Source organism: Candidatus Delongbacteria bacterium (assembly GCA_020634015.1).
In the GTDB taxonomy this organism is placed as follows: domain Bacteria; phylum CAIWAD01; class CAIWAD01; order CAIWAD01; family CAIWAD01; genus JACKCN01.
The window spans coordinates 93,831-109,956 of sequence record JACKCN010000006.1; the positions used below are offsets into that span (position 1 = coordinate 93,831).

The window sequence follows — 16,126 nt, forward strand, 5'->3', positions numbered from 1 at the left end:
CTGGTGCTCTTCCTGCCACTCGCGGGCTTCTGGCTGCCGGCCCGGGGCTGGCTGGGTTGGGCTGCGCTGGCGGGTCTGGCCCTCTGGCGTCTCGTGGCTCATCTTGCCGAGACCCGCGCTCGCCGGATCGCGCCCGGCAGCGGACTGGCCCTGCTGCTGCTGTATGAAGCGGGTTTCGTGATCCTGAGCCTCTGGCTGCTGATCAAATTCGAACTGCCGGGGCTGGGCTGTTCCGATCGCACTCCCCTGCTGGCCTGGGGAGTCGCCTGGATGCTGCTGTTTCCCGTGGGAGACCGTCTGGTGCGCGTGCTGCTGGCCAGTGTGCGCCACGATGCCACCGGCGACGAGTTGCCGACAAGTGCGGAGAAGACCCGTTCGGCTCGGGTCGGGCGTCTGATTGGCTGGATGGAACGCCTGTTGATCTTCGGTTTTGCCCTGGGCCAGCAGTACGGAGCAATCGGATTCGTGTTGGCCGCCAAGTCCATGGCCCGCTTCCGCGCGCTGGATGACCGCGACTTCGCCGAGAAGTACCTGCTGGGCACCCTGCTGAGCACACTGGTCGCCCTGGGCACGGCCCTGCTTGTCGGTGGCTGGCTGCGGGGGCAATGAAGCTGCCGGATGCCGGCCGAAGCTGTCTGACCGGTCACAAATGCTAGATTCGCGAGCCTGTCCAACCGGGACCGAACCTGAATCAATCTGCGGGAGATCACCATGCGCATCGGCATTCGACGCGAAGACAAGAGCCGCTGGGAGCGCCGGGCGCCCCTCAGCCCGGATGTCGTGGCCGAACTCAGTTCACTCAGTGGAGCCCGCTTCGTGGTGCAACCCTCGGCCATCCGGATCTACTCCGATGGCGAGTACCAGGCGGCGGGTGCCGAGCTCAGCGAGAACCTGCGAGACTGCGACATCCTCTTCGCGGTCAAGGAAATCCCCCTTGAAATGATCTATCAGGGCAAGGTGCTGCTCTTCTTCTCCCATACCATCAAGGGCCAGTCCTACAACATGGGCCTGCTGCGCCGGATGGTCGAGCAGGGTGTGACACTCATTGACTACGAGCGCATCGTGGACGACAAGGATCGTCGTCTGGTGTTCTTCGGGCGCCATGCGGGCTACGCGGGCATGCTCGATGCCCTGGCCGCGCTGGGCGAACGCCTGGACATGGAAGGTCATGACGGCCCGCTGGACGAGATCCGCAACGCCTGGCAGTACGACAGCCTGGATGCCGCCCGTCACGAGTTGCGCGGCATCGGCAAGCGCATCCGCGAGCAGGGGCTGGGGCGCGAACTGGGGCCCGTGGTGATCGGGTTCACCGGCTTCGGCAACGTGTCACAGGGGGCGCAATCGCTGCTCTCCGAACTGCCCGTGGAAAAACTGGACCCCGAGGCGCTGCCCGGCCTGGTCGACAGTGGCTGGAGCGACCGAGTGCTGTACTCGGTGGAACTGCACCAGAAGCACATGTTCCGGCGGTGCGACGGCCAGGCCTGGATCGAAGAGCGCTACTGGAGCAATCCCGAGGAATACGAGAGCAACATGGACCGGATCCTGCCCCACCTGCAGCTGCTGGTCAACGGCATCCTCTGGAATGCGAAGTACCCGCGTCTTGTCAGCCGCGACCTGTTGGCCCGGCAATGGCAGGAATCCGCGGGCGTGCAGCGCCCGCGTGTGATCGCCGACATTTCCATTGACATCGAGGGCAGCATCGAGTGCAGCGTGAAAGCCACCCACTCCGACGAGCCCTGTTACACCTACCACCCCGAAACCCGCACCGTGCGCGACGGCATCCACCGCACGGGCGTGGTGATCATGGCGGTGGACAACCTGCCCTGCGAACTGCCGCGTGACAGTTCCGAAACCTTCAGCGCGGCGCTGGCCCCGCTGGTTCCCTACCTCACCCGGGCCGATTTCTCGCGCCCCTTCGAGGAACTGGATCTGCCCGCACCCCTGCGCCGGGCCGTGATCCTGCACCACGGACGATTCACTCCCGACTATCACTACATGTCCCGCTTCATCAACGGAGCCGGGGCCTGACGCGGCACGCCCGCTGGCGTGTGTGACATTTTCCATCCGGGAATCCTGTCATGAAGCACATACTTGTCCTGGGGGCGGGGATGAGTTCTCCCTGCCTGATTCATCATCTGCTGGAGGAGGGGGCCCGCAAGGGCTGGACGGTCACGGTGGCCGACCTGGATCAGCGGGCCGCCGAGAAACGCGTGGGCGGGCATGCCGCCGGGCGTGCGCTGGCCTTTGATGTGCGCGATCTGCCCGGCAGGCGCCGGATGATCGAGCAGGCCGATGTGGTGGTGAACCTGCTCACCCCGATGTTCCAACCCGAACTGGCCGCCGAATGCGTGGAAACCGGCACCCATTTCGTTTCCGCATCCTATTCCAGTCCCGAGGTGCGTGCCCTGGACCGGGAAGCCCGCGACAAGGGGCTGCTGGTGCTCACCGAATGCGGACTGGACCCGGGCATCGATCACATGAGCGCCATGCAGATGATCCGCCGCATCCAGGGTGAAGGCGGTGTGATCCGCAGTTTCTGGAGCTATGGCTCGGGCGTGCCCGCCCCCGAGACCCCCGCCAACCCGCTGAAGTACGTGATCACCTGGAACCCGCGCAACGTGGTGCTGGCGGGCCAGAAGGGGGCCCAGTATCTGGAAAAGGGCCGCCAGAAGATCGTGCCCGGCCTGCGCATGTTCGAGAACACCTGGCCCGTGGACGTGCCCGGCGTGGGCGGCATGGAAGCCTATCCCAATCGCGATTCGCTGCTCTACCCCGAGCTGCTGGGGCTGAAGGACCTGCACACCATGGTGCGCGCCACACTGCGTCACAAGGGCTTTGCGGCCGTGTGGCACCAGATCGTGCGCCTGGGGCTGAACTCGGAACATGTCAGCATTCCGGGGCTGTCGGGGCTGACCTTCGCCGAGGTCACCCGGATGTTCCTGCCGCGCAGCATGGACGGCTGCGAGCTGGAGCAGGGCGTGGCCAACCTGCTGGGCATCAGCCCCACCGGAGTGCAGATGGACACGCTGCGCTGGCTGGGTCTGTTTTCCGATGAGCTCATTGGCGGCACGGGCGAGTCCCCGGCGGACATGATGGTCGGACTGCTGCAGCGCAAGCTGGCCCTGGAAGGCCAGACCCGCGACATGGTGATCCTGCAGCACGAGATGGATGTGGAACAGGATGGCCGCACGCATACCGAGCGTGCCACGCTGGTTGTCAAGGGAGATCCGGGCGGATTCACGGCCATGTCACGCACGGTGGGGCTGCCGGCCGCGCTCAGTGTCTGCCTGCTGCTCGATGGCAAGCTTGAAGAGCGCGGCGCGCTGCTGCCCATCACCGCGGCGATCTACGACCCGGTCATGGCTGCACTGGCCGAGCAGGGCATCGTGTTCCAACACGATCGCCTGGGTGCCTGAACGAATACACTGTCATGCGGAATCTGGAAGCGGGCGGTCACACCGCCCGTTTCCTGTCGGAAAGGATCTGGAATGGATGGCAAGGCACTGCGGACCTTCTGTCTGAACCTGCCGGGCACCAGCGAAGACCTGCCCTTCGGGGAGGATGTGCTGGCCTTTCGTGTTCTGGGCAAGATCTATGCGCTGCTGTTTCTGGGAGGAAGTACCCTGCGGGTCAACCTGAAATGCGACCCCCACTGGGCCATCCAGTTGCGCGCGGAGCACACGGGCATCACGCCGGGTTACCACATGAACAAGCGCCTCTGGAACACCGTGATCCAGGACGGCAGCGTCGACGACCGCCTGCTGGAGCGCCTGATCGAGCACAGCCGTGAGTGTGTGCTGGCTGGCTGCAGCAAATCCCAGCGGGACGGCCTGCTGGGCAAGAGTGTCTGAGCTACCAATAGCGCTCGTAGTGCAGGCGCCCGGGACTGGCCTTGCGGTGCACACCGAAGCCGTCCTCTTCCAGGCGCGCCGAGAGTTCCATGATCATGGCGGGATTGCCGCAGAGCATCACCCGATGGGTTTCGGGCCGGAGTGGCTGCCCGGTGAGCTGCTCGAAACGAGCGCTCTCCATCAGTGAGGTCACCCGCCCGCGCAGGCCCGTCCAGTCGCTGTCCAGATTCTCGCGCGAGAGAATCGGCAGGTAGATGAAATCAGGGTTGCGTGAGGCCAGGGCCAGCAGTTCGGCCTCGTAGCCCAGCTCTTCACGCGTGCGCACACCGTGCAGCAGCACGACCTTGCGGATCATCTGCCGGCCCTCGTACTCGCGCACCATCGAGATGAAGGGCCCCAGCCCGGTACCCGTGGCCACCATCACGATGGTGTCACCCGTACAATCCAGGCCTTCGAGACTGAAGTGCCCACGACCGCGATTCTCCAGCATCAGCCGGTCGCCTTGCTTCAGCTCCCAGAGCATGGGCGTGAGACGCCCGCCATTGACCAGCACCACGAAGAATTCCACATGGGTGGCGCCCGTGGGAGCGCTGGCGATGGAATAGGCCCGTTTGAGCGCGCGCGGCTCGCGCTGCTCGGAGAGGGCTGCAGCGGCATCCTCGGGATCGGGCAGCCCGGCCATCATGAACTGGCCGGGCAGAAAGGGAACCAGCGGGTCGTCCGGGCGCACATGCAGGATGCCCAGGCCGGGGGCCAGGGTCTGGTGTCTGATCAGGGTGGCGTTCAGCAAGGGAGCTCCTGGAAGAGATGAGGCGTGGTGAGCCTGGCTGCCTTCAGACCGGCACGACCTGGATATCGTCGCGGTACTCGCTGCGCAGCATCCGTTCGATGGCCATCAGGGTGCCGCTGGTCGCGCTTGGACAGGAGCCGCAGGCTCCTTCATAGTGCACCTTGAGCACGGCCCCTTCCAGCCCCAGCACCTGCAGGTCGCCGCCATCGCCCTGAAGAGCGGGCCGCACGTAAAGGTCCAGAATCTCCTCGATCTTCTGCAGTTCAGGGGATTCCTGCGGGGTGTTGGGATCCTCGGGCAGAGTGAATCCGGCATCGTGGGCGGGAAGCAGCTCGCGCACGATGCGGTCCACGTCGCGGATGACCGTGCTCCAGTCGACGCGACTTTCCTTGGTCACGGTCAGGGCGTTCTCGAAGAAGTGCAGCTGGGCCACGCCATCCACGGCCAGCAGGGCCGTGGCCAGCGGGACATCGACACATTGCTCGGGCTTGTAGAAGGTGGCTTTGCCCTCACGCTTGAAGGACTGTGCCGAGAGGAATCTCAGGGCATTGGGATTGGGGGTCGGCTGGTATTGCAGGCTCAGTTCCATGGGATCTCCTGGGTTGAGGGCGGCGGGCCGGCTGTGCGGATCGGCGGTCGCGCTGCGCGAAAGTGACTAATACCGGGGGAAAGCTCCAGTCCTTGCTTTCCTACCTTGCACGCCGCCCCAAGTTCCAACCACGAGGTCTCCATGGCAACCAGCGTGACCACCCTGAAACGCGACGACTACCGCCCCTTTCCCTGGCAGATTTCCCATGTGCGGCTCGAATTCGAGCTGGACCCCGTCTGTACCCGCGTCCAGAATCAGCTGGAACTGTCTTCGCCGACCGGAGGCGACCTTGTGCTGGACGGCCGCGCGCTCGAACTGGAAGGAATCTGGCTGGATGACCAGCCCCTGCCCGCCGGGCGCTGGACGCACGAGCCCGAGCACGATCGGCTGACCCTGCATGGGCTGCCGCCACGCTGCACCGTGCGCATCGTGAGCAGCTGTCGGCCCGAGGCCAACACCGCCCTGGAAGGGCTCTACTGGTCCGGCGGCAAGCTGGTGACCCAGTGCGAGGCCCATGGCTATCGCTGCATCACCTTCCACCCCGATCGCCCGGATGTGCTCAGCCGCTATACCGTGACTCTGCGTGCCAGTCGTGAGCGCTTTCCGGTGCTGCTGAGCAATGGCGATCCGGTCTCGGCGCGCGAGCTGCCCGAGGGGAGGCACGAGGCCGTCTGGCAGGACCCGCATCCCAAACCCTGTTATCTCTTCGCGCTGGTGGCCGGTGCTCTCGAGTACCAGGAAGACCACTTCACCACGGCCAGTGGCCGTGATGTCTGCCTGCGTGTATACGTGGAAGAGCACAACCTGGGCAAGTGTCAACACGCCCTTGAGAGCCTGAAACTCTCGATGGCCTGGGACGAGAAGGCCTGGGGGCGCGAGTACGATCTTGCGCGCTTCAACATCGTGGCCGTGGCCGACTTCAACGCCGGGGCCATGGAGAACAAGGGGTTGAACATCTTCAACGCCAGCGCCGTGCTGGCCAGCCCGGATACCACCATCGACGATCGTTTTCTCTACATCGAGCGGGTGGTGGCGCACGAGTACTTCCACAACTGGAGCGGCAACCGGGTGACCCTGCGGGACTGGTTCGAGCTGACACTCAAGGAAGGTCTCACCATTTTCCGCGACCAGGAATTCACGGCCGACACCCATTCCCGCCCGATGAAGCGCATCGACGATGTGCAGACCCTGCGCGAGCGCCAGTTCCCCGAGGACGCCGGCCCGCTGGCGCACCCGATCCGCCCCTCGGCAGTTGCCGACATCGACAATTTCTACACGGTCACCATCTACGAAAAGGGCGCGGAAGTGCTGCGCATGCTGCACACCCTGGTCGGGCCGGAGGCCTGGCGGGCCAGCATGGATGAGTACTTCAGGCGCTTCGACGGTCGGGCGATCAGCTGTGACGACTGCCTGGACGTGATCCAGGACGTGTCGGGACGATCGCTGGAGCAGTTTCGCCGCTGGTACGATCGCGCCGGGACGCCCCGCGTCTCATGCCGCCGCGAGTGGAATGGCGACACGGGGGAGCTGACGCTGATCTTCAGCCAGAGCATGGCCGCACACCAGGGGGGCACGAGCCTGCCGCCCCTGCTGATTCCCGTGCGGCTGGGCGTGTTGTCCCCCGAGGGCGAGGAACTTCCGCTCCCGGTCAGCGGCGATGGCGTCCAGCAACCCGACCTGGTCGAGCTGGATCGTGACGACCTGCGTGTGATCCTCAAGAGCCTGCCCCGGGGCACGGCCGCTCCGGTGCCCAGTCTGCTGCGCCAGTACAGCGCACCCGTGCTGCTCGAGGACGACCTCAAGGATTCCGAGCGCCTGCTGCTGATGGCACACGACAGTGATCCCTTCAATCGCTGGGATGCGGGGCAGCGCCTGGCCAGCGACTGGATCCTGGGAGTGGAGCAGGCCCTGCGCGAGCAGCGCCCGGTGCCGGCCAACCCGGAGTATTCGCGCGCCCTGGGCAAGGTGCTCGCCGATGGGCGGCTGGACCCGATGATGAAATCGGCCTTTCTGACCCTGCCCGGATTCGAAGCCCTGGCCCGCCATTGTCGGCCTCTGGATCCTCTGACGCTGTTCGATGCGCGGCGCCACGTGATCCGCGAGCTGGCCTCGGATCTGCGCGGACAGCTGCTCGAGCTGTATCACTCCCTGGCCAGCGACGCAGCCTGGCGCTTCGATTTCGCCGAGCACGGCCGTCGCACGCTGCGCAATGCCTGCCTGGGCTGGCTGAGCCGTCTGGATGAGGAAGAGATCCTGCAGCTGGCGCGTGACCAGTACTGGAGCGCCGGCAACATGAGCGACCGTCAGGCCGCCCTGGCCCTGATCGCCGAGCAGACGGGCGACTGGGTTGACGAGATCACCACGGACTTCCATCAGCGCTTCCGCGGACACGCCGAAGTGGTGGATTCCTGGTTGGGGATCCTGGCCCGCAGCTCCGCTCCCGGCGGGCTCGAACGCGTCCAGCGCCTGCAGACGCACGAGGCCTGGCAACCGGCCAATCCCAACAGGGTGCGCGCTCTTGTGGGGGCGTTCGCCAGCAATGTGAGCCAGTTTCATGGGGCGGGCGAAGCGGCCAGCCGCTGGTACGCCGAGCAGACCGTGGCCATCTCCGCGATCAATGCCTATGTGGGGGCCGGGCTGGCCCGCAGTCTGGGCAACTGGCGGCGATACCAGCCGGACCGCGCGGCCATGCTGCGTGCCAGCCTGGAATGGATACGTGCCAGCGAGGGCTTGCCGGCCAAGGTCGCCGAGGTGTGCGACCTGGCCCTCAAGGACGCCTGAGTCCAGCTTGGATCACATCCGCTGACCGACCCCGATGCGCCAGATGTGTCGGGGTTTTTCTTTGGGCAAAATTTGTCCTCGAACAGGAATTGAACAGCACGGTGAATGATCCTGAACAGAATTCCGACCACCCCGGGTTCCATCTCCGATCGCGAAGAGTCGTTTTGCACAGCAAGTCAATGTGAATGTGGCAGATAGCTGTGTGCCAAATTTTGCAAGGTTGTGGTACGGTTGTTGCTTTTGGCTTGCCATTCGCGGTTTGTGCCCTCAAACCCACTGACAGCATCAGGCTTCATCCAAGGAAAGAAGGAGATCTCTATGGCTCTCATCCGGAAAACTGTTCTCGTGAGTGCAGTCATCGCCACGGCTTTTGCCAGCCGGCCCGCTGCGGCGATCACATTCACGGGGGACGCCCTCGCCGACTTCAGCGGACCTGGAGTGGCGGTTTTCACCGACCCTGTCGGTGACGTGGGCATGCCCTTCAATGCGCCGGCCATGACCATCAGCGGTTGGGACTACCAGGCGGTGGCCTTCCTGCTGGACGAAAACACCGACATGCTGCACGTGGGCATCGACTTCCACGGTATCGGCGGCGATGTGGACGGCAATGGCGTCGATGGTGTCTCGGCGTCCTGGCTGCTGACCAACAACGGCCACGACTACGCGGGCATGGATCACGGCGAATCCGTGGTGGTGGCCTTCGACTTCGACCAGAATGGGTCCTTCGACCTGCTGGCCGGCGTCAATGGTTTCAACACCCTCTACAACGTGGCCCTGCACAATGGCATTCCCAGCCTGCCCTATGGCTTCGGAGCCTCCATGCCGGGCTTCGACGGCGGTCATTTCTGGGATCCCGTGAACACCCCGGGTGACTACGAGCTGAGCATCGCCAACTTCAGCATGCTGGACATGCCCGTGGGCGACGAACTCTGCTTTGATGTGATGGTGTTCGCCGGTTCCATCGACGACGACGGTGTGGGCGAGGATTTCGACAGTTTCGAGATCTGCCTCAGCTCGCGCAGTGGCGCCACCGAGGAACTGCCCGTGAGCTTTGCCGTGGGCAACTACCCCAATCCCTTCAACCCCACCACGACCATTGCCTTCAGCCTGCCCGCCACGGAGATGACCGAACTGGCCGTCTTCAATCTGGCCGGTCACAAGGTGGCGACCCTGGTGGACGGAATCCTGGCCGCCGGATCCCACGATGTGGTCTTCGATGCCTCGGGCCTGGCTTCCGGTCTGTATGTCTACACCCTGCGCAGCGGCAATCTGGTCCAGTCGGGCCGGATGATGCTGACCAAGTAAGGGCGACCGCCAGCCTCTTTCGGAACGGCCCGGATGTCCGGGCCGTTCCTTTTCCATTTCTGGCGGCGCGCTTTGCCGTTGGATTGGCTTCCCGCTTTTGTCAGACTGCTCCCGTCATTCGTTCCCCGTTCCGCCAGACATTCCCCGACCGGAACGCAGCCTTGCCCGGGTGCCCTCCGGCCAGCCAGCGCAGCCATGGCACGCATGTGCCCCCAGGATCCGCCAGGAACTGCCGGCGTGATGCGCGGGGCAGGAAGGACACAGAATGATGCTCACCCAGAACCGATTCCGCTTGATGCGCGTCTGGACGACCCGGCTGATTCTGGCCCTGGGTCTGTTGCTGGGGTGCGACGAGGAGACGTTTCCCATTGACGAATTCCAGCACGCCGCGATCTACGAGGTGGAGTACCGCATCCAGGCCGAAGGAGGTGCCAGCGGCGCGTTGTATACGAGTTTTCTTGCGGATGATCTGCGGCTGGAATCCGCGGGCCGGATCCGGCCGCCCTGGAGCGAGCATGCCTGGGTGCCCAGTGGACGCGAGGCACGCTTGCGGGGCTGGGGGCTGAGTGCCAGCAGGAGCGTGCTGCTGGAGATTCTGGTGTACGATACGGTGCAGGCCCGGGTGCGTCTGAGCCCCGGGGGTGACCTCAAGGAAGTGCGTTTCCGTCTGCCCTGACCGGGCACGCGTGATACTCCGGTCGTGAGGATTGGCTCAGCAGGCCGCTTCCAGTTCCTCGACGGGTTCATGGTGAGTGCCCACCATGCGCAGCAATTCATCCAGATTCAGAATCTGCACCAGACTGTCCTCGCGCGCACGCCGGGCCACCGAGCGAATCAGGGGGCTGGCGGGGGTGCCGCCCAGTTCCAGGTCCTGCAGCGTTCCAGGACGCAGACGTTCCACCGCGACCACCGCGTCCACCCCCAGCGCCACTTTCGATCCGGCCAGACGCAGTACCACCGCGATCTCACGACGGGTTTCGCGGAAGATCACCCTCAGCTCGGCGAAGAGTTCGATGATGCGGCTCAGGCTGATCTGGCGGGTCTGTTCGATCAGGGTCTTCGCCTCATCCTCGCGCCCCGCCTGAACCGACTCGATCACCTGCGTGGCCACCGCATGCAGGGACGCATGGGCCGAGCGGATGCGCTGCAGCTGGGTGCGCACGGTCAGCTCGCGGGCTTCAAGACTGTTGAGCCAACGCCCCAGCTTGCAGAGGTTGGGGTCCAGCGCGCCCGTGAATGCGCGCTTTTCCAGGACCGAAGCCTCCAGCTCGCCCAACCAGTTGCGATGATCCTGGATCCGCTCTTCCAGCAGGGTTTGCAGGGCAAGGTCCTGCTCGCTCGAGGTTTCCAGATTCGCACAGCGGCGCAGGTCAACCAACGGAATCACCTTCTCGCGGAACTGCATCAGGCCGCGCATGCACGCGCCCTGTCCGGGTACGGGAGTCAGCCCCGGCAATTGCATCATGGCTTCCACCAGATCCGCGGGGACCGCGAACAGGCGCTGTTCCAGGCGGATCAGGATGCACAGTGAATTCTCGTCGATGCGTTCCTGACACTCCGCCGCATTGCCCAGTCCGTGCTCGTCCATCATGCCTCCCTGGCGCTGCCCTGTTGCACTTGGGTCGGGGACCCGTTGGGCATATCGGGAGATGGGCGCCGCGGTTTCAGCGGGCCTCAGGACTCCAGATTCGACGCCAGCCAGCGTTCCATGGTCGCCGGGGACACTCCCTTGCGCTGTGCCAGGTCGCGCACCTGGTCACGGCCCAACCGTCCCACGCCGAAGTAGCGGCTCTCGGGGTGGCTGAAGTACCAGCCACTGACCGCTGCGGCCGGACTCATGGCCATGCTTTCGGTCAGCGTGATGCCTGCCCGGTTGGGCACATCCAGCAGCCGGAAGAGGGTGTCCTTTTCGGTGTGATCCGGGCAGGCCGGATAACCGGGAGCCGGGCGGATGCCGCGGTAGGCCTCCTTGATCAGGCTCTCCTGGTCCAGTTCTTCCCCGGGGGCGTAGCCCCAGTGTGTCCGGCGAATCTGGGCGTGCAGATATTCGGCAAAGGCTTCGGCCAGACGGTCGGCCAGGGCCTTGGCCATGATCGCCGAGTAACTGTCGTGCTGAGCTTCAAAGGAAGCCGCCAGTGCGTCACAGCCGTGTCCGGCGCTCACGGCAAAAGCGCCCACCCAGTCGGGCTTGCCACTGTCGCGCGGGGCTACGAAATCGGCCAGACTCAGGCAGGCCCCGTCGCCACTGCGGTCGAATTGCTGGCGCAGGCAATGGATCACGGCCAGGCGGTTCTCGCGCGTGTCATCGGCAAAGACCTCGATGTCGTCGCCCGTGCTCCAGGCGGGAAAGAGGCCCCAGACGGCGCGGGCGGTCAGCAGTTTCTCCTCGCGGATCCGCGCCAGCAGAGCCAGGGCATCCCGATGCAGAGAGCGGGCCTCGGGGCCCTTGCGCGGGTCATCGAAAATCGCCGGATAGCGACCGGGCATCTCCCAGGTGGCGAAGAAAGGGGTCCAGTCGATCCAGTGCTCCAGTACCGCCAGATCCATCTGGGCGATCTGCTGCACTCCCGGCTGGGCGGGCACGGGCGGCGTGTAGGCGTTCCAGTCCAGACGCAGCCCCCGGGAGCGGGCCGCGGACCAGGGCAGCAGGGCGGGGCGATTCTCCTTGTTGGCGTGCTTCTGGCGCAGACCCTCGTAATCGGCGGCTTCGTGGGCCAGCCATTCCTCGCGTGTGGGGCCCAGCAGCGCACCTGCCACACCCACGGCGCGCGAGGCGTCGTGTACATGGATCACGGGGGCCTGACGGCAGGGGGCGATCTTCACCGCGGTGTGGGTCCGGCTGGTGGTGGCCCCGCCGATCAGCAGCGGCTGCTCCAGACCCGCGTGCACCAACTCGGCGGCCACGTGACACATCTCGTCCAGCGAGGGCGTGATCAGGCCCGAGAGGCCGATCAGATCCACCCGGTGTTCGCGGGCCGCCTCGATGATGCGCGCGGCGGGCACCATCACGCCCAGATCGATGATCTCGTAGTTGTTGCAGCCCAGCACGACGCCCACGATGTTCTTGCCGATGTCGTGCACGTCGCCCTTGACGGTGGCCAGCAGGATCCGTCCGCGGCTGCGGTCACCCGCCTTGCGATCGGCTTCGATGAAGGGCACCAGATGGGCCACCGCCTGTTTCATCACCCGGGCGCTCTTGACCACCTGGGGCAGAAAGAGCTTGCCCGCGCCGAACAGCGTCCCCACCGTGTCCATGCCCGCCATCAACGGTCCTTCGATCACGTCGATGGGGTGGGCCACGGCCTGGCGGGCTTCTTCGGTATCGGCCACGATGTGCTCATTCAGACCGTGCACCAGGGCGTATTCCAGTCGTTTCTGCACGGGCCAGGCGCGCCAGGCTTCCTGTTCGCGCTGGCTGCGTTTGTGGCCCTTGACGCCTTCCGCGAGCGTGGTGAGGCGCTCGGTGGCGTCGGGGCGCCGGTCGAAGAGCACGTCCTCGACGGCCGTGCGCAGCTCGGGATCCAGATCCTCGATCAGGGGCAGCTGGCCCGCGTTGACGATGCCCATGTCCATCCCGGCCTGGATCGCGTGATACAGGAACACGCTGTGCATGGCGGCGCGCACGGTTTCGTTGCCACGGAAGGAGAAACTGAGATTGCTCACGCCACCGCTGATCCGGCAATCGGGAAACTCCTGCTTGAGCTGGCGGCAGGTCTCGAGGTAGTCGATGGCGTAGCGGTTGTGGGCCTCGATGCCCGTGGCCACCGCGAAGATGTTGGGATCGAAGAGGATGTCCTCGTCGCGGAAGCCTTCGCCGCGCAACAGTCCGTGGGCGCGCCGCAGGATCTGCAGGCGGCGCTCGATCGTGTCGGCCTGGCCCTGCTCGTCAAAGGCCATCACGATCACGGCCGCGCCGTGCCGGTGTGCATCCCGGGCCTGTTCCAGAAAGAGCTCTTCGCCTTCCTTCATGCTGATGGAATTGACGATGCAACGCCCCTGGGCATTGCGCAGGCCCTCGCGGATCACGCTGTAGCGCGAGGAGTCGATCATCAGCGGCACCCGGCTGATCGCGGGTTCGCCGGCCAGCAGGCGCAGGAAGCGGCGCATGGCGGCTTCGGAGTCCAGCAGGCCTTCGTCCATGTTGATGTCCAGGACCTGGGCTCCGTTGTCCACCTGCTGCAGGGCCACGGCCAGGGCATCGTCGTAGCGGTCTTCGCGGATCAGGCGCGCGAACTGCCGGCTGCCGGTGACATTGGTGCGCTCCCCGACGTTCACGAACAGGCTTTCGGGTCCGATCACAAGGGGCTCCAGGCCCGAAAGTCGCGTGCGCGCCCGGCGGGGCGCGGGTTGGCGGGGAGCCATGCCACGCACGGCGTCATGGATGGCCCGGATGTGTTCGGGAGTGGTGCCGCAGCAGCCACCCACCAGATTCAGCAGCCCTTCGCCGGCCCATTCCCGGATCAGCTCGGCCATCTCGGCCGCGCTCTCGTCGTACCCGCCGAAGGCATTGGGCAGCCCGGCATTGGGGTGGCAACTCAGGCGCACGTCGGAGGCCCGGGCCAGCTCGACCAGGAAGGGCCGCATCTCGCGGGCACCCAGGGCACAGTTGAGCCCCACGCTGAAGAGGCCAGCATGGCTCACCGAATGCCAGAAGGCTTCGGCGGTCTGCCCGCTGAGGGTGCGACCCGAGGCGTCCGTGATCGTGCCCGAGACCAGCAGGGGAACCCGGCTGCCCCGTTGCTCGAACAGGCTCAGAATGGAGTAGAGGGCCGCCTTGCAGTTGAGGGTGTCGAAGACCGTTTCGACCATCAGCAGGTCGGCGCCACCGTCCAGCAGGCCGCGGGCCGCCTCGCCATAGGCCTGCACCATGTCCTCGAAATCGCAGGCGCGGAAACCGGGGTCCGACACGTCCGGACTCAGGCTGAGAGTCTTGCTGGTGGGGCCAAGGATGCCGGCCACGAAGCGTGGCCGCTCGGGTGTGCGCGCCGTGAACTCCGCGGCCGCCCGCGCGGCCAGTGCGGCACCGGTCCGGTTCAGTTCGTAACACAGATCCTGGGTGCCGTAGTCAGCCTGCGACATGCGCGTGCTGTTGAAGGTGTTGGTTTCCAGAATGTCGGCACCGGCTTCCAGATAGGCCCGGTGGATGCCCGAGATGATCTCGGGCTGAGTCAGCGACAGCAGATCGTTGTTGCCGCGCAGCTCGGAGGGATGGTCCAGGAAGCGCGTGCCGCGGAAGGCGGCTTCATCGGGACGGTGGGCCTGGATCATGGTGCCCATGGCCCCGTCAATGATCAGGATGCGCTTCGCGGCAGCCTGTTCCAGGGAGTGCGTCATCGGAGTCGTGCTCACTTTTTGTAATCTGGTGCGTGCGTCGCCGCGATCGCTGGTGGCTCGCTGTCGCCAGCGGCCTTGCGCGGCCGGGGAGCGGAACCCCACTCCCGGGTTCCCAAGGTAACAGGAAACTTCACTCCCGAAAGGGATTCGCCATGCGCGCCTATCTGGATCTGCTGGCCGACGTGCTGGACAGCGGCGAGACCCGCAGCGACCGCACCGGGACCGGCACCCGTGGACTCTTCGGTCGCCAGCTGGTCTTCGACCTGGCCGCCGGCTTTCCGCTGGTGACCACCCGCCGGATTCACACGAAAAGCGTGATCCATGAACTGCTCTGGTTCATTTCCGGGTCCACCAGCGTGCGCCCGCTCCAGGCCGCCGGCGTCAGCATCTGGGACGAATGGGCCGATGCGGATGGAGAACTGGGGCCGGTCTATGGGGCCCAGTGGCGTCACTGGCGCGGCCCCGAGGGCGAGATTGACCAGATCCGCGCCCTGGTCGCGGGGCTGCGTACCACGCCTCATTCACGTCGCCACATCGTGAGCGCCTGGAATGTGGGCGAGCTCCCGCGAATGGCCCTGCCGCCCTGTCATGTGCTGTTCCAGTTCCATGTGGCCGGAGGGCGGCTCTCCTGTCAGCTCTACCAGCGCAGTGCGGACATCTTCCTGGGCGTGCCCTTCAACATCGCCAGTTATGCCCTGCTCACCGAAATGCTGGCCCAGGTCTGCGGGCTGCGCCCGGGCCGCTTCATTCACACCTTCGGGGACCTGCATCTCTACCTGAATCACGTGGACCAGGCCCGGCGTCAGCTGGAACGCGAGCCGCGCCCCTTGCCGCGTCTTGAGCTGGACCCGTCGATCCGCGAACTGGACGGGTTCCGTGCGGAACACATCCGCATCACGGGCTACGAACCCCATGGCCGGATCTCGGCTCCGGTGGCCGTATGAAGACACCTGAACTCTGGCTGGTGGCCGCGCTGGGCCGCAATCGGGTGATCGGACGGGCCGGCGCCCTGCCCTGGCATCTGCCCGTGGATCTGGCGCATTTCAAACGCCTCACCCGCAAAGGTGTGCTGCTGATGGGGCGCCGCACCTGGGAATCCATTGGCTGCCGCCCCCTGCCCGGGAGGCGGATTCTGGTGCTCAGCTCGCGGTCAAGCCTGCCGGGCCAAGGCGCCGAACAGGTGGCCAGCCTGGACCAGGCTCTCGAGCTCTGCCGCGGACTGGAGCGGCTCTGGGTCGCCGGGGGGCAGGCGGTGTACGAAGAATGCCTGCCCCGGGCCACGGGTCTGGAACTGACCCGCGTGGAGCTTGCCCCCCCCGGGGATGCGTTCTTTCCCGAGTTCGACGAACGCCAGTGGGTGCTGGAAGAAGAGCGTCCGCATGCTGCGGACGAAAGGAATCCTCTGGATTGCCGCTTCCAGCGCTGGCGCCGTCCTGCTTGATCCCACTCACGCGGCGACCTGATCCGGAGCATGGC

At 65.6% G+C, this 16,126-nt stretch carries 13 protein-coding genes; 9 read left to right on the forward strand and 4 right to left on the reverse strand.

Features of this window, described 5'->3' with window-relative positions; all coding sequences use genetic code 11:
- Positions 1-393: 393 nt before the first annotated feature.
- From H6678_11965 to H6678_11980, 4 genes are all read left to right on the forward strand, one after another.
- Positions 394-609 carry a hypothetical protein gene (locus H6678_11965; protein ID MCB9474516.1) on the forward strand — a complete coding sequence of 72 codons (216 nt, stop codon included), beginning with the start codon at positions 394-396 and terminating at the stop codon, positions 607-609.
- Between the two features lie 102 nt (positions 610-711).
- The gene (locus H6678_11970; protein MCB9474517.1) at positions 712-2,028 is read left to right on the forward strand and encodes a hypothetical protein; all 1,317 of its coding nucleotides are present in this window, start codon (positions 712-714) and stop codon (positions 2,026-2,028) included.
- Positions 2,029-2,078: 50 nt separating this feature from the next.
- The gene (locus H6678_11975; GenBank protein ID MCB9474518.1) at positions 2,079-3,416 is read left to right on the forward strand and encodes a saccharopine dehydrogenase NADP-binding domain-containing protein; all 1,338 of its coding nucleotides are present in this window, start codon (positions 2,079-2,081) and stop codon (positions 3,414-3,416) included.
- Positions 3,417-3,488: 72 nt separating this feature from the next.
- The gene (locus H6678_11980) at positions 3,489-3,851 is read left to right on the forward strand and encodes an MmcQ/YjbR family DNA-binding protein (GenBank protein MCB9474519.1); all 363 of its coding nucleotides are present in this window, start codon (positions 3,489-3,491) and stop codon (positions 3,849-3,851) included.
- Position 3,852: 1 nt separating this feature from the next.
- Here the strand turns inward: H6678_11980 and H6678_11985 are convergent, their stop codons facing one another.
- Both H6678_11985 and H6678_11990 read right to left on the reverse strand, forming a co-directional pair.
- The gene (locus tag H6678_11985) at positions 3,853-4,641 is read right to left on the reverse strand and encodes a ferredoxin--NADP reductase (protein MCB9474520.1); all 789 of its coding nucleotides are present in this window, start codon (positions 4,639-4,641) and stop codon (positions 3,853-3,855) included.
- 43 nt (positions 4,642-4,684) lie between these two features.
- Complete coding sequence (locus H6678_11990; GenBank protein MCB9474521.1) at positions 4,685-5,230, reverse strand: NifU family protein; 546 nt, start codon at positions 5,228-5,230, stop codon at positions 4,685-4,687.
- Positions 5,231-5,371: 141 nt separating this feature from the next.
- Between H6678_11990 and pepN the strand changes: the two genes are divergently transcribed.
- From pepN to H6678_12005, 3 genes are all read left to right on the forward strand, one after another.
- Positions 5,372-8,011: an aminopeptidase N gene (gene pepN / locus H6678_11995; GenBank protein ID MCB9474522.1), complete on the forward strand. Its 2,640-nt coding sequence runs from the start codon at positions 5,372-5,374 to the stop codon at positions 8,009-8,011.
- 345 nt (positions 8,012-8,356) lie between these two features.
- Positions 8,357-9,316 carry a T9SS type A sorting domain-containing protein gene (locus H6678_12000; GenBank protein MCB9474523.1) on the forward strand — a complete coding sequence of 320 codons (960 nt, stop codon included), beginning with the start codon at positions 8,357-8,359 and terminating at the stop codon, positions 9,314-9,316.
- Between the two features lie 265 nt (positions 9,317-9,581).
- Positions 9,582-9,992, forward strand: a complete 411-nt coding sequence (locus tag H6678_12005; GenBank protein ID MCB9474524.1) for a hypothetical protein — start codon at positions 9,582-9,584, stop codon at positions 9,990-9,992.
- Between the two features lie 36 nt (positions 9,993-10,028).
- On the opposite strand, the gene H6678_12010 is transcribed toward H6678_12005, so the two are convergent.
- Positions 10,029-10,904, reverse strand: a complete 876-nt coding sequence (locus H6678_12010) for a chemotaxis protein CheW (protein MCB9474525.1) — start codon at positions 10,902-10,904, stop codon at positions 10,029-10,031.
- 86 nt (positions 10,905-10,990) lie between these two features.
- Complete coding sequence (gene metH, locus H6678_12015) at positions 10,991-14,650, reverse strand: methionine synthase (GenBank protein MCB9474526.1); 3,660 nt, start codon at positions 14,648-14,650, stop codon at positions 10,991-10,993.
- Between the two features lie 152 nt (positions 14,651-14,802).
- Here metH and H6678_12020 point away from each other — a divergent pair, with 152 nt between their 5' ends.
- Both H6678_12020 and H6678_12025 read left to right on the forward strand, forming a co-directional pair.
- Positions 14,803-15,594 carry a thymidylate synthase gene (locus H6678_12020; GenBank protein ID MCB9474527.1) on the forward strand — a complete coding sequence of 264 codons (792 nt, stop codon included), beginning with the start codon at positions 14,803-14,805 and terminating at the stop codon, positions 15,592-15,594.
- Between the two features lie 17 nt (positions 15,595-15,611).
- Positions 15,612-16,091 carry a dihydrofolate reductase gene (locus tag H6678_12025; GenBank protein MCB9474528.1) on the forward strand — a complete coding sequence of 160 codons (480 nt, stop codon included), beginning with the start codon at positions 15,612-15,614 and terminating at the stop codon, positions 16,089-16,091.
- Positions 16,092-16,126 lie beyond the last annotated feature (35 nt).

What these genes read in the sequence shown, in the direction of transcription:
- H6678_11970 (MCB9474517.1), top strand. Translation starts at nt 712, where the DNA reads ATGCGCATCGGCATTCGACGCGAAGACAAGAGCCGCTGGGAGCGCCGG.
- H6678_11975 (MCB9474518.1), top strand. Translation starts at nt 2,079, where the DNA reads ATGAAGCACATACTTGTCCTGGGGGCGGGGATGAGTTCTCCCTGCCTG.
- H6678_11980 (MCB9474519.1), top strand. Translation starts at nt 3,489, where the DNA reads ATGGATGGCAAGGCACTGCGGACCTTCTGTCTGAACCTGCCGGGCACC.
- H6678_11990 (MCB9474521.1), bottom strand. Translation starts at nt 5,230, where the DNA reads ATGGAACTGAGCCTGCAATACCAGCCGACCCCCAATCCCAATGCCCTG.
- pepN (MCB9474522.1), top strand. Translation starts at nt 5,372, where the DNA reads ATGGCAACCAGCGTGACCACCCTGAAACGCGACGACTACCGCCCCTTT.
- H6678_12005 (MCB9474524.1), top strand. Translation starts at nt 9,582, where the DNA reads ATGATGCTCACCCAGAACCGATTCCGCTTGATGCGCGTCTGGACGACC.
- H6678_12010 (MCB9474525.1), bottom strand. Translation starts at nt 10,904, where the DNA reads ATGGACGAGCACGGACTGGGCAATGCGGCGGAGTGTCAGGAACGCATC.
- metH (MCB9474526.1), bottom strand. Translation starts at nt 14,650, where the DNA reads ATGACGCACTCCCTGGAACAGGCTGCCGCGAAGCGCATCCTGATCATT.
- H6678_12020 (MCB9474527.1), top strand. Translation starts at nt 14,803, where the DNA reads ATGCGCGCCTATCTGGATCTGCTGGCCGACGTGCTGGACAGCGGCGAG.